Source organism: Actinoallomurus liliacearum, from assembly GCF_039542035.1.
In the GTDB taxonomy this organism is placed as follows: Bacteria; Actinomycetota; Actinomycetes; order Streptosporangiales; family Streptosporangiaceae; genus Actinoallomurus; species Actinoallomurus liliacearum.
On sequence record NZ_BAABHJ010000040.1, the window covers coordinates 851,289 to 874,000 of the forward strand.

23 protein-coding genes are annotated in these 22,712 nt (G+C 67.5%); 14 read left to right on the forward strand and 9 right to left on the reverse strand.

Going from position 1 to position 22,712, the window contains the following annotated elements; genetic code table 11:
- Complete coding sequence (locus ABD978_RS42800) at positions 1–315, reverse strand: UBP-type zinc finger domain-containing protein (protein ID WP_345367285.1); 315 nt, start codon at positions 313–315, stop codon at positions 1–3.
- 327 nt (positions 316–642) lie between these two features.
- Here ABD978_RS42800 and ABD978_RS42805 point away from each other — a divergent pair, with 327 nt between their 5' ends.
- The 3 genes from ABD978_RS42805 (at position 643) to ABD978_RS42815 (ending at position 4,096) form a co-directional block, all read left to right on the forward strand.
- Positions 643–1,557, forward strand: a complete 915-nt coding sequence (locus ABD978_RS42805) for a LysR family transcriptional regulator (protein ID WP_345367286.1) — start codon at positions 643–645, stop codon at positions 1,555–1,557.
- A 93-nt stretch (positions 1,558–1,650) separates the two neighbouring features.
- A complete protein-coding gene (locus ABD978_RS42810) occupies positions 1,651–2,487 on the forward strand; it encodes an SPFH domain-containing protein (protein WP_345367288.1) in 837 nt (278 codons plus the stop codon).
- A gap of 541 nt (positions 2,488–3,028) precedes the next feature.
- A complete protein-coding gene (locus ABD978_RS42815; protein WP_345367290.1) occupies positions 3,029–4,096 on the forward strand; it encodes a TerC/Alx family metal homeostasis membrane protein in 1,068 nt (355 codons plus the stop codon).
- Between the two features lie 155 nt (positions 4,097–4,251).
- On the opposite strand, the gene ABD978_RS42820 is transcribed toward ABD978_RS42815, so the two are convergent.
- Together ABD978_RS42820 and ABD978_RS42825 are read right to left on the reverse strand one after the other, a co-directional pair.
- Entirely contained in the window at positions 4,252–5,370 is a 1,119-nt protein-coding gene (locus tag ABD978_RS42820) for a fatty acid desaturase family protein (RefSeq protein ID WP_345367292.1), read from the reverse strand.
- Between the two features lie 15 nt (positions 5,371–5,385).
- Positions 5,386–6,492, reverse strand: coding sequence for a ferredoxin reductase (locus tag ABD978_RS42825; protein ID WP_345367294.1), 1,107 nt, complete (start codon positions 6,490–6,492; stop codon positions 5,386–5,388).
- Positions 6,493–6,819: 327 nt separating this feature from the next.
- On the opposite strand from ABD978_RS42825, the gene ABD978_RS42830 reads away from it, so the two are divergent.
- From ABD978_RS42830 to ABD978_RS42855, 6 genes are all read left to right on the forward strand, one after another.
- Positions 6,820–7,464: a DUF5994 family protein gene (locus ABD978_RS42830; protein WP_345367296.1), complete on the forward strand. Its 645-nt coding sequence runs from the start codon at positions 6,820–6,822 to the stop codon at positions 7,462–7,464.
- Positions 7,465–7,584: 120 nt separating this feature from the next.
- A complete protein-coding gene (locus ABD978_RS42835; RefSeq protein WP_345367298.1) occupies positions 7,585–7,950 on the forward strand; it encodes a hypothetical protein in 366 nt (121 codons plus the stop codon).
- A gap of 123 nt (positions 7,951–8,073) precedes the next feature.
- Positions 8,074–8,325, forward strand: coding sequence for a hypothetical protein (locus tag ABD978_RS42840; RefSeq protein WP_345367445.1), 252 nt, complete (start codon positions 8,074–8,076; stop codon positions 8,323–8,325).
- A gap of 205 nt (positions 8,326–8,530) precedes the next feature.
- Positions 8,531–9,100, forward strand: coding sequence for a hypothetical protein (locus ABD978_RS42845; protein ID WP_345367300.1), 570 nt, complete (start codon positions 8,531–8,533; stop codon positions 9,098–9,100).
- Between the two features lie 68 nt (positions 9,101–9,168).
- Positions 9,169–10,212, forward strand: a complete 1,044-nt coding sequence (locus ABD978_RS42850) for an SRPBCC family protein (protein WP_345367302.1) — start codon at positions 9,169–9,171, stop codon at positions 10,210–10,212.
- A gap of 197 nt (positions 10,213–10,409) precedes the next feature.
- The gene (locus tag ABD978_RS42855) at positions 10,410–11,126 is read left to right on the forward strand and encodes an MmyB family transcriptional regulator (protein WP_345367304.1); all 717 of its coding nucleotides are present in this window, start codon (positions 10,410–10,412) and stop codon (positions 11,124–11,126) included.
- 203 nt (positions 11,127–11,329) lie between these two features.
- On the opposite strand, the gene ABD978_RS42860 is transcribed toward ABD978_RS42855, so the two are convergent.
- A complete protein-coding gene (locus tag ABD978_RS42860) occupies positions 11,330–12,085 on the reverse strand; it encodes a GAF and ANTAR domain-containing protein (RefSeq protein ID WP_345367306.1) in 756 nt (251 codons plus the stop codon).
- Between the two features lie 2 nt (positions 12,086–12,087).
- Entirely contained in the window at positions 12,088–12,891 is an 804-nt protein-coding gene (locus tag ABD978_RS42865) for a GAF and ANTAR domain-containing protein (protein WP_345367308.1), read from the reverse strand.
- Positions 12,892–13,257: 366 nt separating this feature from the next.
- Here ABD978_RS42865 and ABD978_RS42870 point away from each other — a divergent pair, with 366 nt between their 5' ends.
- The 4 genes from ABD978_RS42870 (at position 13,258) to ABD978_RS44155 (ending at position 16,778) form a co-directional block, all read left to right on the forward strand.
- Positions 13,258–13,575 (forward strand): hypothetical protein, encoded by a 318-nt coding sequence (locus ABD978_RS42870; RefSeq protein WP_345367310.1) that lies wholly within the window; start codon positions 13,258–13,260, stop codon positions 13,573–13,575.
- A 664-nt stretch (positions 13,576–14,239) separates the two neighbouring features.
- Positions 14,240–14,641 (forward strand): helix-turn-helix transcriptional regulator, encoded by a 402-nt coding sequence (locus ABD978_RS42875; protein WP_345367312.1) that lies wholly within the window; start codon positions 14,240–14,242, stop codon positions 14,639–14,641.
- A gap of 127 nt (positions 14,642–14,768) precedes the next feature.
- On the forward strand, positions 14,769–16,025 hold the full coding sequence (locus ABD978_RS42880; protein ID WP_345367314.1) for a PP2C family protein-serine/threonine phosphatase: 1,257 nt from the start codon (positions 14,769–14,771) through the stop codon (positions 16,023–16,025).
- Between the two features lie 219 nt (positions 16,026–16,244).
- On the forward strand, positions 16,245–16,778 hold the full coding sequence (locus ABD978_RS44155; protein ID WP_425550825.1) for a DUF5994 family protein: 534 nt from the start codon (positions 16,245–16,247) through the stop codon (positions 16,776–16,778).
- Between the two features lie 563 nt (positions 16,779–17,341).
- Here the strand turns inward: ABD978_RS44155 and ABD978_RS42890 are convergent.
- On the reverse strand, positions 17,342–17,911 hold the full coding sequence (locus tag ABD978_RS42890) for a TetR/AcrR family transcriptional regulator (protein WP_345367318.1): 570 nt from the start codon (positions 17,909–17,911) through the stop codon (positions 17,342–17,344).
- Positions 17,912–18,052: 141 nt separating this feature from the next.
- Between ABD978_RS42890 and ABD978_RS42895 the strand changes: the two genes are divergently transcribed.
- Positions 18,053–19,216, forward strand: a complete 1,164-nt coding sequence (locus ABD978_RS42895; protein ID WP_345367320.1) for an epoxide hydrolase family protein — start codon at positions 18,053–18,055, stop codon at positions 19,214–19,216.
- Between the two features lie 152 nt (positions 19,217–19,368).
- Here ABD978_RS42895 and ABD978_RS42900 read toward each other — a convergent pair whose 3' ends face one another.
- The 3 genes from ABD978_RS42900 to ABD978_RS42910 all read right to left on the reverse strand — a co-directional run bounded on the left by ABD978_RS42900 (position 19,369) and on the right by ABD978_RS42910 (position 22,586).
- Complete coding sequence (locus ABD978_RS42900; RefSeq protein WP_345367322.1) at positions 19,369–19,617, reverse strand: Tn3 family transposase; 249 nt, start codon at positions 19,615–19,617, stop codon at positions 19,369–19,371.
- 111 nt (positions 19,618–19,728) lie between these two features.
- A complete protein-coding gene (locus ABD978_RS42905) occupies positions 19,729–21,030 on the reverse strand; it encodes an alpha/beta hydrolase (RefSeq protein WP_345367324.1) in 1,302 nt (433 codons plus the stop codon).
- Between the two features lie 632 nt (positions 21,031–21,662).
- Positions 21,663–22,586 carry a CPBP family intramembrane glutamic endopeptidase gene (locus ABD978_RS42910; protein ID WP_345367326.1) on the reverse strand — a complete coding sequence of 308 codons (924 nt, stop codon included), beginning with the start codon at positions 22,584–22,586 and terminating at the stop codon, positions 21,663–21,665.
- Between the last annotated feature and the right edge of the window lie 126 nt (positions 22,587–22,712).

A 22,712-nucleotide genomic window follows, 5' to 3' on the forward strand; every position in this document is an offset into this window, starting at 1 on the left:
TCAGACGGCGCGCCGGTGGACATAGCACCATCTCCAGGTCGGCCCGGGCCGCAACGCGCGTACCACGGGATGGTCGGTCTCTTCGTAGTGCGCGAGCGCATGCCGACGGGGCGAGTCATCCGAGCACGCCACCCAGCCGCACGTCAGGCACGCCACAAGTCCGGCCCAGTGTTCACCGGTGGCCCGGCATTCCCAGCACGTGCTCGAGTTGGGGGCCACCGGAACGAGCGCATCGAGATGCTCACATCGGGGTGCCGACCCGTTCCCGCTGACGGCTCGCGCATCGAGCGCCATGCCGGCTCCATCCGCAGTCATCTGCGCCCCCTCTCCCCGGAACCGCACGGTGCCCCGCCGGGCTGATTCACTCCCAGTCGACCCGCATCGAGGCCGGATGGAAACCGGCAACCCGAGCAAGCCTCATCATCTGCCCTGATCACCAGGCGAGCGCCCCTGTGGCGGACAAGGGGCGGCCACTCTGGACACGGGCGATGGCGCCGACCGACGGGAACATCGTCACAGGCCTGGATCACGGCCTGCGGCGCGTGCGAGTCTGTACATGATGCGCACGGACCGGCGCCTGGGGTTCCGGGCGCGCCGGGCGATGGCGGCAGGTCGGCCCGGCCGGGGGTGGAGGTGGCGGCCATGGAGCTTCGCCAGCTTCGCTACTTCGTGACACTGGCCGAAGAACTGCACTTCGGCCGGGCGGCCGCGCGCGAGCACATCGTGCAGTCGGCGTTGAGCCAGCAGTTGCAGCGGCTGGAACGCGAGCTGGGGGTACGCCTGCTGGAGCGCAGCACTCACCACGTCGGGCTGACGGCGGCGGGAGCGGCGTTCCTGGTCGAGGCTCGGCAGATCATCGCTCACACCGACCGGGCCGCGCAGGTCGCCCGCAGCGCGGCCGGAACCTCTCCCAGCCTGCGCGTCGGCATCATCGACGCGAGCTACGACTCGATGCCGCAGATCCTGCACGAGGTCCAGGCCAGATACCCCGATCTGGTGATTCACCAGGTCGAGGCCGGCGTACCCGAGCAGTACCAGCAACTCCTCGACGGCCGCCTGGACGTGGGCATCGGACGGGCCGCGCTCGCCCCGCCGGGGGTGGCCTCACACCTGTTCCGCAAGGACCCGCTGGGGGTACTGGTCCCCGATGGACACCGCTTCACGTGTTCGGACGGTGTGCCGGTCGCCACGCTCGCACAAGAGCCTTTGCTGCTCGCCGAGGACGTGCAGGCGCCGGAGTTCAATCAGTTCGTGGTTGAGATGTGCCGGTCGGCGGGGTTCACGCCCGCCGTGTACGAAGGCAGCGTGGAGAGCATTCGCGCCGCCGCCGCGCTGGTCGCCGCAGGCCGGTGCCTGTACTGCGTACCCTCCTCCTGCATCGCCGCCCTCCCCGGAACCATCTGGCGGCCGCTGATCGAACCGGAGTCCCACTATCCGTGGTCGATCCTGTGGCGGGCGACCGACGCCTCCGATCACGTACGCGCCATCGTCACCTGCGCACGGGCGATGTCGCAGCGATTGGGCTGGCTGGCGATCCCGGACCGGACAGCCGGCTGAAACGCCGAGCCGGCGGTCGGTCATCAGCTGACGTGATGAGCCCTGCTCAGGTTCATGCTTTCCGTGCCAGGAACATGCCCGTTGGCTGATGGCATGACCACCATCATCACCGTCGCCGTCGTCCTTGTCGCCGTGGCCCTGCTGGCCCTGATGCTGTCGGTGCGGGTCGTACAGCAATATGAGCGCGGCGTCGTGTTCCGGCTGGGACGCGTCCAAGGCGGTGTGCGGCTGCCGGGGCTCACCTTCATCGCACCGGTCGTGGACCGGCTTCGTAAGGTGAACGTCCAGGTCGTCACCATGAGCGTCCCCGCCCAAGACGGCATCACCGAGGACAACGTCAGCGTTCGCGTCGACGCGGTCGTCTACTTCCGGGTCGTCGACGCCGTCAAAGCCACCGTGAACGTGCAGAACTACCCCTTCGCCGTCTCTCAAGTCGCCCAGACCTCACTGCGCTCGGTCATCGGCCGAGCCGACCTGGACGCCCTGCTGTCCCAGCGCGACCGGCTGAACACCGAACTCACCGCGATCATCGACGGCCCCACCGAGTTGCCCTGGGGGGTCAAGGTCGAACGAGTCGAGCTCAAAGACGTCGCACTGCCCGAAACGATGAAACGCTCCATGTCCCGCCAGGCCGAAGCCGAACGCGAACGCCGAGCCCGCGTCATCACCGCCGACGGCGAATTCCAGGCCTCGACAAAGCTCGCCCAAGCCGCCGCCACCATGGCCGCCGATCCCGCCGCCCTGCAACTGCGACTCCTGCAGACCGTCGTCGAAGTCGCCGCGGAGAAGAACAGCACACTCGTCATGCCCGTCCCCGTCGAACTGCTCCGCTTCTTCGACCGACTCGGGCCTGGACCGGACGGCGTCAGCATGGCGCACGCGTCTACCGGGACTTTTCGTCTCGACCCGCGACCAACGGCGGCCCGGTGAATTCCACGTCCCCGGCCACCCTCCCGACCGAAGAACCCGAACCCGTCAGCTGAACGAATCGGCTCGCCGACCGGCGCGATGGTCGGGTGAACGAGCACCGGCTCCCGATCCGCCCACTGCATCTGGAACGGATCGACGCCGGCCCTACGGAAACGCATCCACATCGAACACCGCTACGGTGAATACTTCGGTCTGCCGGACCTACGGCCGGCCCCGTACGTGACCGGGCCGCGAACCCGCGCCCAGCTCATCGCCGACCGCAACGGCGTTCTGATCGCTTTCAAGGCGATGAACCACTGGACCGCCGACGGCCGGTTCGGCGCGTCTTCCACAAGACAACGAACCGGCCGGTCACTGCTCGGTGCTGTACGCCCTGCGACTCATCGGGGCGACCGAGCGACTACGCCGCAGGTGCTCGCCGGCCCACCGGGATGGGGCACGGACCAGACCGTCGGACGAGCCATCAAGATTCGTGACGGCGTTGTCCAGGTGCCCGCCCGGAGACGGAAGACATCAACCGCAGGTGAAGGAGGTGGTGTAGGTGACCGGCTTCGCTGTGCAGATCTGGGCCGCGCTGATCGGCCTGATCTTCGCGTTGTTCGCGTTCGACCTCCTGGTGGCGGTGCGCCGTCCGCACGCCGTCGGGCTGATCGAGGCCACCGTGTGGTCGGTGTTCTACATCGCGGTCGCGGTCGGGTTCGGGCTGACCCTGTGGGCCGTGGCGGGCGCGCGGGCGGGCACCGAGTACTTCGCGGGCTGGGTGGTGGAGAAGAGCCTGTCGGTCGACAATCTGTTCATCTTCTCGATCACCTTCACCCGCTTCGCGGTACCGGCCGAGTACCGGCACAAGATCCTCTTGTACGGCATCGCGTTCGCGGTGTGCCTGCGCGCGGTGTTCATCGCGATCGGGACGGCCGCGATCAGCCTGTTCTCCTTCACCTTCCTGCTGTTCGGCCTGGTGCTGCTGTGGACGGCGGTGCAGTTGATCCGCCATCGCAACGAGGAGCCCGACGTGGAGGACACCTGGCTGGTGCGCCGGGCACGATCGATCATGCCGGTCGCCGTCGGCTACCACGGCGGCCGGATGCTCGCAGTCGAGGACGGGCGGCGGGTGATGACCCCGGTGCTGCTGGTGTTCGTCGCCATCGGCAGCACCGACCTGCTGTTCGCCCTGGACTCCATCCCCGCGGTGTTCGGGGTGACCAGCGAACCGTTCATCGTGTTCGCCGCGAACGCCTTCGCTCTGCTCGGCCTGCGCGCGCTGTTCTTCCTTCTCGAAGGGCTGCTGGAACGCCTCCTCTACCTCGCCATCGGGCTTTCGCTGATCCTGGCCCTCATCGGGGTCAAACTCATCCTGCTGTTCCTGCACGAGGACGTCACCGAGAGCGTGCCAGAGATCCCCACCCCGCTGTCGCTCGCCCTCATCCTCTTCATCCTCATCGTCACCACGATCGCCAGCGTGCTGCGCGTCCACACGCACCCCGAGGAGCGTGCACATCCCGGTGCGGTGAGCGTCCGTCGCGACCGGCCCGACGACGGCGCCCTGCCGCCTTCCAACCGCCCCCAGGACGGAACGGAACCCCGCCGAACTCACACTCCTCACTCGTGAACCCGCGACGCGGTCGGCGGTCTCATCCCGGTCCGGCCCCCTGCGCAGGCGGCGGAGACGCAGCACTGACCAGGTCGCTCGCGCGTGACCGGTCGCTCCCTCGTTCCTCTTGCGCCGGGCCCTCGAGGGGCGTCGGCGGCTTCACCCCTCGTGCTTCAGGCGATCGCCCGGAGATCTGGGGCTGGTGGTTCCGCTGGTGGGGCCTGGTGGTGGTGCCGGGGTCCGGGCAAGGCGAGTCGCAGTATGCGTTTGTAGACCGATCCGGTCTGTCGGGCCAGTGAGCCGGAGGTGTAGGGGAGTCCGAATCGTTCGCACAGGGCGCGGATTCGTGGCGCGATCTCGGCGTACCGGTTGCTCGGCAGGTCGGGGAACAGGTGGTGCTCGATCTGGTGGCTGAGGTTGCCGCTCATGAGGTGGAGGAGGCGGCTGCCGTCGATGTTGCATGAGCCGAGCAGTTGGCGGACGTACCACTCGCCGCGGGTCTCGCCCTCCAACTGGTCTTCGGTGAAGACTTCGGCGCCTTCGGGGAAGTGGCCGCAGAAGATGATGGTGTGCGCCCAGACGTTGCGGGCCAGGTTCGCGGTCAGGTTGCCGAGTAGGACGGGTACGAAGCCGGGGCCGGCCAGCAGCGGGAACGCCAGGTAGTCCTTGACGATCTGGCGTCGTACCTTGCCGGCGATGGCGCGCGCTTGGGTCCAGGTCTCTTTCAGGCTCTTGTCCCCGGCCGGTATGCGTTCGACCTCCAGGTCGTACAGCGCGATGCCGTACTCGAAGACCAACGCGAGCAGCGTGTTGTAGATCGGCTGGAGAAGGTAGACCGGATGCCAGGGTTGCTCCGGGCTGACCCGCAGCAGCGAATAGCCGATGTCGCGATCCTTGCCGAGCACGTTCGTCCAGGTGTGGTGCACGAAGTTGTGGGAGTGTTTCCACTGGTCGGCCGGGGAGGCGGTGTCCCACTCCCAGGTCGTGGAGTGGATCTTCGGATCGCGCATCCAGTCCCACTGCCCGTGCAGGACGTTGTGGCCGATCTCCATGTTCTCCAGGATCTTCGCGGTGGCCAGCGCCGCAGTCCCGGCCATCCAGGCGGGCGGCAGCCAGGACGCGAACAGCAGGACGCGGCCGCCCAGCTCCAGCTTGCGCTGAGTCGCGATGACGCCGCGGATGTAGCGAGCGTCCCTGTCCCCGAGGCTCGCGATGATCTCTTCGCGGATCCGGTCCAGCTCACGGCCGAACTCCTCGACGTCGGCCGGAGTGACGAACGCGGTGGTCGACATGGTCCCCCCTCTGTGTCAAAGCTCTATCTCGACTGGGCCGGCGGCGGCCGACACACAGGTCTGGACGAGGTCGCCCGCTTCGCCGTGGATCTGGCCGGTGCGCAGGTCACGTACCTGCCCCGAGGCGAGCCGTCCCACGCAGCTGTGGCAGATCCCCATCCGGCAGCCGCTCGGCATGAGGACACCCGCCCGCTCCCCGGCGATCAGCAGCGACGTACCGCCGTCGGCGTCGGCCTGCCGACCGCTCTTGGTGAACCGGATGCAGCCCCCCTCGCCCCCGGCCGTCGGTACGGCCGGGCGGAAGTGCTCGACATGCAGCCGATCAGGCGATCCGGCCCAGTGGTCCTCGGCCTCTTGGAGCATCCCGGCCGGCCCGCAGACCCACGCCGCGCGTTCGGCCCAGTCCGGGCACAGGTCCGGCACGTCGGCCGGCCTGAGACGCCCTCCGGTTCGCGTGTACCGCTCATACAGCCGCAGATTCGCGAACCGCGCCGCCAACGCCCGCAGCTCCGCGCCGAAGATGACATCTGCCGGCGTAGGCGCCGAATGCATCAGGACCACATCGGGCAACCCCCGATACCCGGCATCTCGGTGCGATACGGCGACTCCGGGCTCCGCCGCCCCCCTCGGGGCCGCGCCGGACAGGAGGCCGCGCAGCATCGCCCGTACGGGCGTGATGCCGCTGCCGGCGGTCAGGAACAGCAGCCGCGGCGGTGGCGGTTCCGGGAGGACGAACTCCCCGTCCGGCCCGGCCAGGTGGACGATCACGCCAGGCGTCGCCTGCCGCACCAAGTAGCGGGAGACCAGCCCGTCCGGGGCCGCCTTGACGGTGATGGTGATGCATCCGTCCGGGCGTCCCGGTGGGCAGGACAGCGAAAAGGTCCGCCAGTGACGCACTCCCGCGATATCGACGCCGATGCGGACCCACTGTCCCGGCCGGTGCCGAACCCAACCCTGGCCGGGACGGATCAAGAGCGTCGCCGCGTCGGCGGTCTCCGGGTGGATCGCCTGGATCCGGCCTCGCAGCTCCTGCCCGCACCACAGCGGATCGAACAGCGCGAGATAGTCATCCGGAAGCAGTGGCGTGGTCAGCGACCGTACGGCGCCTGTCAGCCGCCGCAAGACGGCCGACCGGATGGTGGAGCCGGGCGTGCTCAAGAGGTAGGTCTCCAGCGCAGCGCCTGCAACCAGAACCTCGACCGCCGGTCGCCCCCATCGATCAGATCTGCCCCCATGATCCCCGTGATACCCGGCATGGAGACCGCGGATGCCGACGGCCGTCGAGTGGCGAGATGACAGGGAATCAAAAGCGTCACATCGGTTCGCGCCGGATTTGCCGGGGTATAACAAGAATTACCGAGGGCATTTCGTGCGCCGATAGCCAAGTTGACGTCGTCCTGGGCGTGTGAAGATCCGGTTTCTTTTCGGACCGAGGACGGGGCCGACGTCATGGCGCCGCACGTCAGTGATCAAAATGATGTCCTTTCTTCCATCCCGCCGGCGTCGCGGTTGAGCCTGGATCCGGCGTTGAAGCGCCTGGGAATCCTCGACGGCGGCTGGTGGCCGCGCTCCCGTAACGCGAGTGTGGAACTGCCGCTCCTCGTCTCGTTGCTGAACGCACGGGTCGGCGCGATCGTGCGGCTCGGTATCGATGCCCGCGACTGGGACGACGTCCCTCGCCGCCTCACGATCGACGGGCACGCGGTGCGGGTCGGGCGTTTCGCCGACGTGAACCACAAGATCATCGTGACCCGTGGCCCGCAAGACCACATCTTGGTACTTGTCATACCGCCCCAGGCGTCAACGGCTTCGGCGAAAGCCGCCCTGGCGATGGCGGCCGCCGGCAAGAACAGCGGCAGGCCCGAGGAGATCCTTGCCGCCGCCGGCATCGACAACATGGTCGAGACGAACACGCGCCAGGCGGCCCCGGCCGATGATCATCGCTCACGCGGCCGGGAACCTCGCCGTGCGGGCGCCGGCAGCGTACGCCCCATGGTGACCGAGGACGCCCCGCTGGATGAGCCAGGTGAGATCGGCCGCTGGCTCGACGACGGCGCGCCCACCTCGGACCTTCCGGCGACGTACCCGAACTGATGCAGCCCGCGAAGGCGGGGACGAGGATGGGTCGGCGAGCCGGCTCATCCTCGGCGAACGCGTTCAGCGGGAAGCGTAGGCGACGGACCGATGAGAGCCACCACGGCTCGAGGAGGGGACATGCTGGCCGTCTTGACTACGGCGTTGTGGGTCGTTCGTCGGACCGGCGATCGGATGATCCAGCGCTGGCGCTACCAGATCGAGAGCACGCCGGCGACGCCGAGACGGCGCCGAGAGTTGGCCGGTGTGATGCGCGGCCTGCCCGGCCGATACACCGACCGGGTTCCCACGGGCACGCTCCGGCAGATCACCGGCTCGGCCGCCGCCGGGCAGTGGGAGCAGGCCCTCGACCAGCTGATCACGGTCCTGGACCGTCTCGCCCCCGGAATAACCCCGCGGGAACGCGATGAACTGCGGGCCCTCTCCACCGCGCTGGAAATGCCGACCGCGCGGGTCGATGTCCTCGTTCCATCACCACCTCGGTGAGCGTCACCACACCCATCCCGGGGTCGTTAGAGGCTGTTCGGCGACTCGTGCCTCAGCCGCGACGGCAGGCGGCCAAGACCGTGCTGATCGATGTCGGCCCGCTCGAGGTGAAGGTGCCCCGTGATGGGCCGGCACATTCGAGCCGGGCTGAGTGTGTTCACCGAGATCGAGCACCGCGGCGTGGACGACGTGTTCATGCTGGTCTGCGGTGGGCTCAAGGACCTGCCGGAGGCGATGGAACCGCGCCGCCGGACGCGGACGCTGGTACGGGGTCTGCTGGCGGGACTCCCGCGCAAGAACTGCTGGACGTCGGCCGAGCACGCCGGCCTGTGCGCGGCTCCGCATCGCAAGGAGTACGCCGACAGTTGCTGCTGATCGGACGGAACCGCCGCACCGGCGATGCGGTTTGGATCAAAATCATGGCGTGCACCACCCCGCCGCCCAGGGTGTTTCTTCCGGAAAGGTCGGGTAAGGGCCTTTTAGCATTGAATTCTCTCCGAATCGGACCTCTTGGCGACCTGCTGCGGTCGCTCGGCCGGCGCGGGAACGGTTCCGTTGGCCTCGGACGGGGGAGTTGATCATGAACGGCATCGTTGTGGGCGTGGCCGTCGTTGTGGGTTACCTGTTGGGCCGGACACGGAAGCTGAAGCTGGTGATGACCCTGGCGGCTGCCAGAGCGTCCGGCCGGCTCGGCAAGAACTCCGCCGGGCTGGTGAAGCAGGGCACCGAACTGCTCGGTTCCTCGCCCGAAGTCAGAACGCTCACCGAGACCGTACGCGGCCGGCTCCTTCAGGCGGGCAAGGCGGCGGCGGTGGCGGCGGTCAACAGCCAGATCGATGCGTTGAGCGACCGGCTCCAGGAACGCACCCGATCGCTGGGCCGCCCCGCCGCGCCTACTCGAGGCACGGGCCAGGGAGACGATGAGGCCGACGAGGGCCGCTCGGGTCGGGTCGCGGCCGACGAGAAGGAAGGCTATGAAGAGGATCCGGTGATGGGGGAGCGGGAGGAACGGCCGAGGCGGCGTCCGGCGGCCGCAGGCGATCGTCCGCGCCCGCAGCACCATGAGCCAGACACCGAACCCGAAGACGATGACGAAGCGGAACAGGCCGGGCAGGCGGGCCGGCCGCCCGTACGGCGGAGCCGGAGGTGAGAGCTGTGACCGACCGACTTCAAGAGACCGCGCAACGCGTCGCGGGAAAGGCGCCGGGTGGAAGTCTCATGCAGGACCTGCACACCGACCGCCTGACCGGCGAGGTGCAGAAACTACTGACGGCGGTGGCGAATCGGGGTGCGACCTCACTGCTCGGCAAGGTCGAGGGCGTCACCGGACGGCTCACCGACTACTCCGAAATGGGCGGCTCGGGGCTGTTGTCGGCGCTGACCGGAAAATCCGGGGGCGCAGGCGTGCTGTCGATGCTCACCGGCGGGGGAGGCGGCGACGGTTCGTCGCTGAGGGACCGGCTGGCTCCCGGCTTTAATGCGCTCAAGGCGTACACCAAGACGAAACTGCAGCAGAAGTTCGGCAAGAGCGGCGGTAAGGGAAAGAAGTTCAAGATCACCAACATCGTCGAAACCCTCGACGTCGGCGTACCGCTGCGTCTGGCCTATAACCAGTGGACCCAGTTCGAGGATTTCCCCAGCTTCATGAAGAAGGTGGAGAGCGTCGAACAGGCGGCTGATGAGAAGCTCAACTGGAAGGCGCAGGTCTTCTGGTCGCACCGGACCTGGGAGTCGACCATCCTCGAACAGATCCCTGACAAGCGCATCGTGTGGCGCTCCAAGGGACCCAAGGGCTGGGTGGACGGTGCCGTCACCTTCCACGAACTCGCGCCAGAACTCACCCGCATCGCGCTGGTCCTCGAGTACCACCCGCAGGGGTTCTTCGAGAAGACGGGCAACCTCTGGCGCGCCCAGGGCCGCCGGGCCCGGCTGGAGTTCAAGCACTTCCGCCGCCACGTCATGACACAGGCGATCCTGCGCCCGGACGAGATCGAGGGCTGGCGCGGTGAGATCCGCGACAGCCAGGTCGTCAAGGACCACCAGACCGCCCTGCGTGAGGAGAAGCAATCGCCCGAAGAACCCGAAGAACCCGAAGGGCGCGAAGAACTCGAAGAGTCCGGCGAGTACGAGGGTGAGGGCGAACAGGTCGAGGAACCGGAACACGCGGGCGAACAAGGCGAGAAGCACCAGGGCCAGGAGAAAGAAGATCGCGAACCCGAAGGCCGGAGGCGAGCCGAAGCGGCGCGAGCGCGGCGGGGATGATGTACCGCACCGGTCGGTGAGGGAGTCCTCACACGCGACGGCCGGGCAACGGCGCATGCCCCTCGGTGAGCCCCGCCCGGCCAGGGAGCGCAGCACGCTCTCGGAGACCCCGCGCAGGTTGCCGCGTTCCATGATGTAGTACGCCGTGCTGACTCCCGCGAGCTGGGCGACCTCCTCGCGGCGCACGCACCCTGCGCATGAACGACGCCGAGACCCAGCACCTATTCGACCTCGCCCGCGCGGCCTCCGAAGGCACCAGGACACGTCGCGCCAAGCCTCGGCCGGCCCGGCTGCCCCAGCGTGCGGCGCAGCTGATCGACACCATGTCCGACGTAGCCACGGTCGCCCTCGGGCCCCTCGGCGACGTGCTCGCGGCCAACACCCTGGGACGTGCACTGTTCCCGCACCTCTTCCCCGACAACGGCCGGCCCCTCAACCACACGCGCTACCTCTTCCTCGACGACCGCGCCCGCGACTACTACGCCGACTGGGAACACGACGCCCGCCACGTCGTCTCGGCCCTGCGCCTGATCGCCGGCCACGACCCGTCCAATCCCGCCCTCATGGCTCTCATCGGGGAGCTCGCCACCCACAGCCCCGAGTTCCGCACCTGGTGGGCAGGCCACACCGTGACCGTCCACGCGGCCGGAACAAAAGCGATCCGCCATCCTGTCGTCGGCGCACGGAGGTCTTGCGGTCGGCGCGCCGGACCGCCACCTCGTGCTCGGCCCACAGCCGCCGGAACTCGGCGCTCAAAACAGCCGGAAGCCACCTTCGCCCAGATCGACGCCCACCTGCGTCAGATCGGCTCCCCACGGGGAGGATCTGCCCGACGGCGTAGGCGGTCAGATCCTTGGAGAAGCCGTCGCGGGCCGACGGCAGGGACGCCGTGCGTGATCCGGCCGACAGCATGATGCCGATCGCCGCGCTCGTGCCGGCTTCTCTGGAGTCACGTTCGTTCGAATGACGCGGTCGTGGGCCGCCCGCATTGACACGCGTCACCTGAACCTGCTGACCAATGCCGAATTCGACGGCGATCCATTACCGGAGGACGTACGGCCGTACGTGCCGGTATGGCGGGTTCTCTCAGGCGTCGGCGAGACTCATCGCCGGGTCGCTACCGCCTCCTGGTGGCGAACGTGAGGATCTCCGCGGCTTGGTGTTCGTCGTTGATCACCGCGCGGGCGACCTCGCTGAGCAGCCGGTTGTGGGTCCGGGCATAGGCGCGCATGTGCCGGAAGGCCTCATCGACGTCGATCCGTCCGTAGCCGGAGAGAGTGCCCTTGGCCTGTTCGATGATGATGCGGCTGTTCAGGGCCCCCTGGAGTTGATCCACGATGGCCTCACTCCGGGTGAGGGCGCGTTGGTGGAGGATCGCGATCGTCGTGATGTCGGCCAGGGCTTGGCCGAGCGCGAGGTCTCCATTGGACAGAGGGCTGGTGACGGTGCGGAACAGGTTGATGGTACCGATCGTCTGTTCTCGCAGCAGCATCGGCAGCGCGTGGACGGTGCGGAACCCCTGCCGCTGCGCTTCGGCCACGAAGCCGGGCCACCGCTCGCGCCAGCGCGTCAGATCGACTGCGGTGACAGGTCTTCCGGTGTGGAAGCATTGCAGGCAGGGACCATCGTGGTCGGCCTGCAACTGGAACAGCTCCACCATTCTGGCCTGCTCGTTGGAGGAGGCCAGAAGACCGAGACGCCCGTGTCCGTCGGTGAGCAACAGGCCCACGGCCGTCACGTCGAGCAGGTCGGCGCAGTGGGTGGCCAGGCGATGCGCCAGATCGATGACGTCGTAGTCGCCGGTGATCGTATCGGCGATGTCGATGAAGGCCGACATCAGCGCCGGCTCCCTGGGGATGAGCGGCGAACTCATGACTACTCCCCTTCGCTCTGTCCCTTCTCTGTGGGGATCTGCAGCCGACCGGTCAGCACGTCGTCGGCGACCGCCTCCAGCGACCGTGAATGGCTGAACGCGTGCGCGCGCAGTCTGGCCAGTGCGTCCTCGGTGGAGATGCCGAGTCGCCCGGCCACCGACCCGACGGCCTGATAAACCAGGGCATGAGCGCGCGTGGACATGCTGAACAGGTCGATCTCACCGTCCGAGCCCTCTGCCGAGCGGATCTTGAAGTTCAGCAGTACGGTGGTCACCGCGTCGGCCACCACGAGCGCCTCGGCCGTCTCGGCCAGCGGGCCTGTCCGCGCGCGGTGACAGTCCAGGACACCGATCCCGATCACACCGACCAGCAGCGGAAAAGCGAACAGCGCGGCCGCTCCGGCGGTCTCGGCTTCGCGCGTGAACATGGGCCACCGGGCACGTGCTTCGTCCGCCTGCACGTCCGGCACCAGCACCGGCCGAGCGGTACCGAACGCGGTCACACATGGTCCCTCGCCGAGACGGAACTGAAGTTCCTCGATCCGGGCGCCCACGTCGTCACTTGCTCCAAGTAGCATGCGTCCACCGGCCGGGTCCCGTGTCATCAGGGAGAGACCCACACCGTCGACGGGCAAAGCGCCGATACACGCATCACACAACTGTTCGGGTAGCTCCGCTGCCTCCGCAGGAGAGGCCACGATTCTCGCCAATGCTCCTGCCAGCCGAACACGATCAACAGCCATGGCGTCCCGCCAACCGGCTCGATAGTCCGGCCGGGTACGCCACGGGCGTCTGGATGAACGCATCCGACCCTTGTTCGTTCTCCAACTCAAGGCTATACCCGCAACCAGGCGCGAAAACCCTCTGACCAGGGGCGACCAACGCGGGCGCTGCACGAGTGAATCGTTCCATCCTGGACAGTGCCGCCGACCGGCGAGCCTGGCCACCCCGAGGGGCTGAGCGGGAACGGCCGCCGCTTCACCGGCCGGCGAATACCGTCCACCCTGTCTGCGCGGCCCGCTCCCTGGACACGAGAGTAGAGTGTGAATAGCGGTGCCGCCCCAGACCCTGGCGACGTCCAGACCTTCATGGAGCCCCAGGAAGAGGCGGCAGATGACCTGGCAACGACCAACACACCCCGTATCCGGGCAGGCGGAAGCGCGGTGGCCGCGATGACCGAGATTCACGCGGTCGGGCCGCCCGCCGAAGGAAGCATCGCCGGCCGGATACCACCTGACGAACGATCCCGCGGCCACGGACCGGCTCTTGTGCCGGGCCTGCTGGCCGCTGCGGCCACCGCGGACACCTGCGCGGTCATCACCTCTCGGCTGTTCGCCGCCGGATTGGATCTCGACCTCCTGCTGAAATCGGCGGGGCGGGCTAATACCAGGCGAATCAGGCGGATCGTCGGTGAACTCAACGCCTCCATCGAGGACCTGCAGCGGATCATGTTCTCCGTAGCCAGTCTCAGCGATCGCGGAGGAGAATGACGCGGATCCGCGGCCGTGCGGTAACGCGGCCTGCACGCGTTCGGTCGTCGTGCACGTACGGGTCCGCAGCGGAAGACCACCTTTCTCCGTGCGGGGCGTGGGCGTCCCCGGCGGTGCGGACATCGCAGCGGGGCGTTGTTCCAGCAGACCTGGAAGCCGGTCTCGGACCAGTGCGATGCCCCCGACGCAGGGGGCCTGGACGCCTGGGCCGGGGCACTGCCGCAGCCGCCCTGCTGGGCACATCGCTGGTGGCGTCAAGGCCGCCCTCGACCATGGCTACCTGATCCGCCGCCACGGCCGAACGCGAATCACCAGCGGGGTAGGCGCGGGCCGGTGTCGCCGCGACCTCAACAGGACTCAGCTAAGCCGCTCAATTCCACGATCCGGCGGACGGGCGACTGCATCACGCCAGGCAGCCTCGGACGGTCGACCTCACCGTCGGGGGTGAGGCAGGCCTGATCACCGGTGGTAGGGATGGTGATCGCGACGGTGGTGGGAATACAGGCCCCGATGAGCGGGGCGAGAGCCGGGACGATCCGCCACGCCCGAGCATGAACATACTTCGCCACACCTAAAAATTTCATGAAACACTATTCTGCAATCGGGCATCAGATGGCGACGACCGGGGCACCGGGCGGCACCGCCGGCGGATGAGGAGCACAACGTGACCCATGTCATCCGCGCATCCGGCGACAAGCCCTGGACGTTCTTGACCAACCACGCCCGGGCACTGATCAACATCGCCCATAACCCCAGCACGCGACTGCGTGACATCGCCGATGCGATCGGCATCACCGCGCGCGCCGCCCAGACGATCGTCAACGACCTGGAAGAGAGCGGCTACATCACCCGCACCCGGGTCGGGCGCCGCAACCACTACAGCGTAGATCCCACCCGCCCGTTCCGGCACCCTGCCGACGCCGGCCACCGCATCGAGGGGCTCCTGGCCCTGTTCGCCGATCACGACCACGACCGCGCAGCGACGGGTCCCGCGCCCAGGAACCGGAGAGGACGCGGCGATGAGCACCCCACCATCGCCGATGACCACCCTTCAACGCGCAGGTGAAACTGTCCAGGAGCAGAGCGAGATCAGCTGATGAGCATAGGTTAGAAGTACTGGGAAGCGGCGATTTCCGCCTTTTGCGGCGTTCGCTAACCCGGGACGCCGTCAAGGACGAGGCTGCGGTGGGCAAATGAAAAATGAGCCAAAATGTCGCAAGATCGCGGCGGACCGCTCGGAAGGGTTCGGCGAGCGCTTGCTGGGTGTGCTGCTGGACCGGGCTCACGAGATGACGCCCCAATTGATCGCTCCGCTGGTCGCGGAAGAGGTCGCCAGAATCGGTGGTCGGGACATCTCGATCCTCTTGCAGGACTATGACCAGCTGATGCTCGTCCCGCTAGCGGGCAGAGGGCTCAGGGTGGGTGCCGATGAGAGGATCGATGACTCACCGGCCGGCTGGGCTTTCCTTCACGCGATCCCCGTCGAACAGCCGCTGTCCAATGGCGTACGGATGTTCCTGCCGCTCCTGGACGGCAGCGACGACGTGGGGGTCATGGCGGTCACCCTCGACACCGTCGATGACGACGACCGGCGGTTGCTGCGGCGACTGGCCGGTCTGGTCGCCGACATGTTGGTCACCAAGAACAGCTACACCGATCAGTTCTTCCGAGCCCGGCGCCGCGAGCCGATGAGCGTGGCCGCGGAGATCCAGTGGTCACTGTTGCCCCCGCTGACCATGGTCACTCCGCAGGTCGCGGTGGCCGGAATCCTCGAGCCGGCCTACGACGTCGCAGGCGACAGTTTCGACTACGCGCTCAACGACGACACCCTCCACATGGCCGTCATCGACGCGATGGGCCACGGCCTGAACGCCGCCGTACTGGCCACCGTCGCCATCGGCGCGTATCGACACGCCAGACGCGCTGACGTCGGGCTCGCGGAACTGTACGCCTTCATGGACACGTCCATCGACGAGCAGTTCGGGCCCGACCAATTCGTCACGGCACAAATGATGCGCCTGAATATCGCAACAGGTCACCTGCAATGGGTCAACGCCGGGCATCCCGCACCACTGCTGATCCGCGATCATCAGGTGATCCAGAGGCTGGAGAGCCCCGGAACCCTGCCGGTCGGATTCGGAGGCGACCAGCCGCGGATCAGCGAACGAATGCTCCACCGCGGCGACCGTGTCCTGTTCTTCACCGACGGTCTCATCGAGGAGCACAAGGCCGGTGGGGAGCAGTTCGGCGAGGAACGCCTGATCGACTTCGTCGAGAGTGCTGGGCGCGTCAGTCAAGGCGTGCGGGAGATGGGCGTGCGGGAGATGGTGCGGACTCTGTCCCACGCGCTGATGAGAGAACGGGGTGGGATCACCACCGACGATGCAACCCTTTTCCTGGTCGAATGGCGCGGGGGCACCGTCGACCACCTCGCCAACGTGGAGACATAGCCGGCCCGTCACCTCTTTCGCGCCACGGCACACTCGGCGACCACGCCAGAGGCCGCCGACTCAGCATGGTCTTTACCTTCCGAGCCGAGTGATCTTGGGGACTGCGAGGGTATTCTTTGATTACCGAGGATTTTCCCGTGCGTTGGCACTCAGGTCGGCGTCGCCCCGGCTATACACCGTGATCGGACCTCACACGGGTCCTGAACAGGTCAGGCGATCATGACGCCGACACTGCTTTCCCACCGCACACCGCTCAGCGCCGTCGCCAGTGTGCTGCCGAGGGTCGACTCCTCGGTGAGACTCAGGTTGGATGCCGTCCTTGCCGGGCGGAGCCCGCTGGATGGGGCATGGTGGCCCTATTCCCATGACGCCGCGGCAGAACTACCCGGCCTCATCGCAGCTGTCGATCAACAGTTGGGCCGGACCACGCTGCGTGTCTGCTTGCACGCCGATGCCTGGGACCACATCCCTCGCCGCATCGCGGCCCGGGGACGCCGGATCGAAGTAGGCCGGCTCCACGGCACCGACCCGCGCCTGATCACGCTGATGTTCGCGGGGGCCGACGCCATCAACCTGGTGACCATGCCGTCGGACAGCACAGGCGGCCCGGTGACGGCCAGGTTCACGCCCGGCTTCGCGGGCACCGTTGACCTGCGTCCGGCCGATTCCCTCACCATCATCCGCCATCCGCTCAGTCCGGCTCCGGTGCACAGGATCCTGGTGGGTCGGCCGGTGATGATAACGACACAGTGAACCGCGGGGCGTCTCCAGAGCACACCGCTTCCGGATGCGAGCATCGCCGGTGGCGGCTTCCTCGTCCTGGCCGGACTCTGGCCAGCGGCCGAACGGCGGGCTGCTCAGGCGTGGCCGAGCACGCCCGGCCCCTTCATACGGTGCGGCTTCATACGGTGCGGCGGCATCGGGATCACGAGCTCTCCCTTTCCTGCCGGGCCTGCACCAGCAGCGCCGCCACGAGGTCGTCTCTCCCGTCCCCGCTCTGAAGGGGTGCTGTCCGGCGTTCTTCCCTGTCCTGATCGTCAGCTTCTTGGCGATCTCGGGGACGGGCACGCCCTTGTCCTTGAGCGCGCGGGCGAACAGCAGCATGTCGTCGTCGATGACCTTCGGCCGTCCGCCGTGGTTGCCCTTGTTCGCGGCGACGGCATGCCCCTCCAGGGTCTTCTCCCGGATGTAGTTGCGGTCGAGCTGGGCGGCGACGGTGAGGACGGCGAAGAACATGGCGCCCATGCCGTTGATGTCGTACGCCAGCTTGAGCGCCTTCTCCAGTTCCGGCCGGGTCTTGACCCGGGTGCTGCGAGTCAGGGCTGGTCGCCCACGAGAGCGATTGCGCGCGTCTCGGGAACTCCCAGCATCAGCAGGCTCGTGATCGTCGCTGCTCGGGCGCCGAGGGTCCCGTTCGACAGGTCGCTGTCCGCGATGGCGAACACGACGCCGTAGGCAACCTGGCTCAGAATGCCTGCCGGCAGGTGCTGTGCGAACACGTCGCTGTCCTGGCCCCGTTTCACGAGGTCGGCGAGGAGTTCGTCGACCGGCCCGAGCAGGCCGTGGATCGCCTCGCCGTACTCGCCACGGCGCAGCGCCAACAGCACTCGGTACCGGTGCGTCACCGGCCAGACGCGGGCGATGAATTCGACCCACGTCGCGTCCGCTTCCGCGCCGGCGGCGTTGACTTCGGTGAGCACGGCCGCCATCTCGGCCACGGCCCGTTCCGTCAGTGTCCGAACCAGGTCGGTGCGCGAGGGGAAATGTCCGTAGACGGTGCGACGGACGACGCCGGCGGCGGAGGCGATCTCGCCCATGCCGGCGTCGGGGTTGTCTCCCAGCACGTCGAGGGCGACGTCGAGGATGCGATCACGTGTCTCGTTCAACGAGCGCACACGGGAGGACTCGGTAGGCACGACACCATTGTTGCACACCAGTGTGCAGCGAATTAGACTGCACATCAGTGTGCAGTGCACACCTGTGTGCAACGGAGAGTTGCGCCGCGTTTCGAAGCTCAGGAGAAGGCCATGACCGCACCGACGCCGCCGACCTCGACCCCCGTGCGCCCGTTCACCGTCTCGATCCCGGATTCAGAGATCGATGACCTGAAGCGGCGACTGGCCGGAACGCGATGGCCGGATCCGGAGACGGTGGGCGACTGGTCGCAAGGGGTTCGCTTGGAGAGCGCCAGATCTCTGGTCGACTACTGGGAGCGCGGCTACGACTGGCGGCGCTTCGAGTCCGAGCTCAATCGCTTCCCACAATTCCTGACCGAGATTGATGGGCTGGACATCCACTTCATCCACGTCAGGTCCAAGAATCCCAACGCGATGCCGTTGATACTCACGCACGGATGGCCGGGCTCGATCGTCGAGTTCCTGAAGCTGATCGGCCCGCTGACCGATCCGGTTTCGTTCGGAGGAGACGCCGCCGATTCATTCGACGTCGTCGTCCCGTCGCTCCCCGGGTTCGGGTTCTCCCAGAAGCCCACGGAGACCGGGTGGACTGTATCGCGCATCGCAAGCGCGTGGGTGGAGCTGATGAAGCGTCTCGGCTACACGAGATGGGCCGCGCAAGGCGGCGATTGGGGTGCCGTCGTCACCACCGCCCTCGGGGCCATGCAACCTGAGGGGCTTCTCGGAATTCATCTGAACACCCAGTACGCCTTTCCCGCACAGATACCCGACACCTTGTCGCCCGAACAGCGCTACGCCGTGGAGGCCCTCGCCCTCTACACCGGCGATCTCGGTGGGTCGAACCACCTTCAGCGCACGAAGCCGGAGACTGTCGGATTCGCCCTGGCGGACTCTCCCGCTGGTCAGGCAGCCTGGATCTACGAGAAGTTCCAGTCCAAGACCGACAACCACGGGCTCGCCGAGGACGCCCTCAGCATGGACGACATGCTCGACGCGATATCCCTCTACTGGTTCACCAACAGCGCAGCGTCGTCCGGCCGCATCTACTGGGAGAACAAATCGGCCACTCTCGCCGGCCCGAAGCTGACACTTCCGGTCGCGGTGACCGTCTTCCCGAGGGACATCCCACGCCTGCCACGAAGCTGGATCGAAGACACCTACAGCAATCTGATCCACTACGGCGAGGCCGACAAGGGCGGGCACTTCGCGGCCTTGGAACAGCCCGAGATCCTGGTCAGCGAAATCCGCACCGGCCTGCGCACCCTTCGCTCCTGACGCCAACGCGCGAGCTCGGGAGCGCACGCGTATCACTCGGGCTTCACTGAATCGACCAAAGGCGCTGCGGGTGCAGCATGCCTTACCAAAGGCGTGAGGTCCATCACGTTTCCGGGGCCGAGTTTCTGGTGGAATCTCGCGACGAGGGGCTCCTAGTTCTCCACGACCTGGAGCCCGCCATGGATCTCCCGGCGCAGGTCGGGGCTGGCGAGATAGTCGCAGGCGAATATGGTGCCTACGGTGCGGCCCAGTTCTTCGAGCGCAGCGTAGGTGGGGTGCTCAGGACCGCCGCGGGTGAAGTGCCGCAGGACCTGCTCGGCCTCGGCGGTGCCGAGGCGGAGCGTGGTGGCGCATAGAAGCGGGTCTTGCCGTCGACGTCGGCGTACTTCTTGCGCGGTCACTTCTCGCGAACGTCCTTGTGGGAGGCGTGGCGAGGCTGCCGGGGCGCCGGCAGCCTCGCCCTGTGACTTCGGTTCTGTCTCGCCCGTGGTACGCACCTGGTCGAGGTTCGCCTAGCTCAGCGGCTTGGCGGTGCAGTGGAGGTCCCTGGCCGGGAGCTTCCCGTCGGCGAGGAACGCGACGGTGGCGGCGTCGGCGCACGTCGAGCCCGCGTGGTAGACGTAGTGGCCGCCGTTGTCGACACCGACGAAGCTCGCACGGGAGCCCAGCGTCCGGCGCAGGCCGAGACCGGTTTCCCACGGGGTGGCGTTGTCGCGGCGGTTCTGCAGGATCAGGACGTCGCGGGGACCTTGCGACGTGACCTTCACGGGCGCCTCGTTCGGAGCCGGCCAGAACGCGCACGGCCAGATGTTCTTCGGCATGCCGTCGGTCAGCGGCCACGCCTTGCGGTCCGCGGCGGTGTCGGCGGCGTACTTGTTCATGTCGTGTGACCATGCGGCGTCTCCGCAGGTGAGGGCCAGGAACATGGTGGTCTGGTTGTCCGCGGGCACGCCGGGCTCGGGCGGGTTGGCGGTCGACACCTGCCCCAGCACGGCCTTGTCCTGGTCCGACAGCTTCCCGTCGGCCAGGTCGGCCGCGGCCTTCCAGAGCCGGGTCAGCAGCGGAAGCGTCTCGTTGTGCAGCAACAGTGAATAGGTGACCTGCCGGAGAGTCAGCCCGTTCAAGGACATGCTCGTGCCCGGCAGCGGGGCGGGCGTACGGTCGAGGCGGTCGGCCAGGGCCAGGTAGTTCTTGGTCACCGTGGGGATGTCAGCGCCGAGCCCAAGGCTGTCGTTGTGCGCGGCCGCGATGCGGGCGGCGTCGGGGAACCGGTCGGCCATGCCCTTGTTCCAGGTGGCGGCCTGCTGCTGCCAGACGAGGTTCGGGTCGACGTTGCCTTCGAGGATCATCCGGTCGGTGCTGCCGGGGAAGAGCGCGCGATACACCGCGCCGAGGTACGTGCCGTAGGACTGGCCCCAGTAGGAGATCTTCTTCTCCCCCAGGGCTTGGCGGACCCGGTCCAGGTCCCGCGCGGTATCCGGCGTGTTGAAGAACCGCAGGTCGTCCCCGACCGACGAGGCGCACTGCCGTGCGGTCTTACGGGCTTGGGCGACGTTGGCCGTGATCGAGCCGTCGGCGGCGGGGTAGGGGAACAGGTCCGCCAGGTTGGGGTCGCTCAGGTGGCAGCTGATCGGCGCGCTGTGCCCGACCCCGCGCGGATCGAATCCGATCAGGTCGTACCGGTCGAGCACGGACGCCGGCAGGGTCGGCGCCATCTGCCCGGGCATGTCCAGGCCCTCCAGGGCCGGTCCACCCGGATTGAGTAGCAGCGCACCCCGCCGCTTGCCGGGCTTAGCCGTGGCGATCCGGGACATTGCGATCGAGATGCTCTTACCTCCCGGGTGCCGATAGTCCAACGGCACCTTTACCGTCCCGCACTTTTCCCGCGGATCCCTCTTCGCTCCTTTCACGAGCTGAGGACAGGCTCCCCACGCGATCGCGCTCTTGTTCGAGGTGGTCGAGGCCGAAAGCGTCGCCTGAGCAGCCGGCTTACCCGAATTGGAATCCGAGTCGGACGAACACGACGTCATCATGCTCGCCAGCACCCCGATTCCGGCCAGCATTGCCACCGCGACGCCGCTCCTCGCATGGGAGTTGCTGGGTGGAAAAACTTCTTTCATCGTCAAGTCACGCCTTTCAAACAGGTGTCTGCCACGAATGGGATGTACGGGACGGCCGACGCGTCGGCCGATGAACCAAAGCTATGAGGCGGAACGGATACCGCGCTTCACCTCGTGGGAGACATTTCGGATAGCTCGATCGAGGGACAAATCGCGGGAGGAACTCCCGCGCATAATCGCAGGAGCTAACTGGCATCGGGCGTGAGCTCAGCCCCGACGGCGCCCTGGCCGATCTTGAAGGTGCCGGTGTCATCTGCCCACTTCCAGCCCTGAAGGGCGTCGCCGCAGGGGACATCGACAACTAACAACGGAATCTCAAAGATTTCTCAGGCCGGGGTCGGTGCGGCGGACGCCTTGCGCCGGCGAATGTGGCCGTAGCGCCGGGCCTGGCCCAGGAGCAGGACCGTCGTGGTCCCACAGACCAGGAGTGCGATGATGCTCGCCTCGGGGCCGAAGCTCCCGCCGCTCAGCACCGACGAGCCGGACACCGTGCCCTTGAAAAGACCCAGCGTGTGGTCGGACGAGCCGGAGACGTTGGTCCCGAAGATGCCGCCCTCGGCGAAGTTCCAGCCCAGGTGCAGCCCGATCGGCAACCACAGCGTACGCGCAACGGTGTAGGCCGCGGCGAGCATCAGCCCGCCCTCGATGGCGATGGAGACCGCGCCGTAGAGCGTGGCGCCGGAGTTGATCAGATGCAACGCCCCGAAGAGGATCGCGGAGACCGCCATCGCGCCCCACGTGCCGGTCTTCTCCTCCACGATGCGGAACAGCACGCCGCGGAACATCACCTCCTCGGCGACGGCCACCGCGCACGTCATACCGAACGCACCGATGGCAGCGGCGAGGTTGCCCCAGCCGTGGATGCCGTACCCGCCGAAGACGGCGATGATCGCGATGGTGATCGCGAACAGCCCGATTCCGAGCAGCGTCCCGCGGCGTACCTCGGCGACCGCGCCGGGCCGGCCCACCTCGCCCGCCTTGCGGCGTTCGAGGACGCGCACCATCTTGGCGTACCCCAGCAGCACGAGCCACGCGAGGAGCGGCCCGACCAGAACTCCCACGATCAGGAGCGCGACGGCGTTGCTCTGTACGCCTGAGTAGATCGAGCCTATGACGCCGTCGGCCACCACGCTCAGCACCAGCAGTACGACCAGGCGCACCCACGCCGGTCGCGGCCCCCACTGGGGCTTCTCCTCGGGCTGCTGCTCGATCCGTTCCTGCTCCGCCGTCGAATCGGCGCGTTTCCTCACGATGGCCTCCGTTAGGTCGCGGCCTCGGATGCAGGCCGAACTGCCGGAAACGCTACGGACGGCAGGGCCGGGGAATCATCGCGCCGACGTGGACAACCTGGGTAGCTCGCTCGGGGGATAACGCCG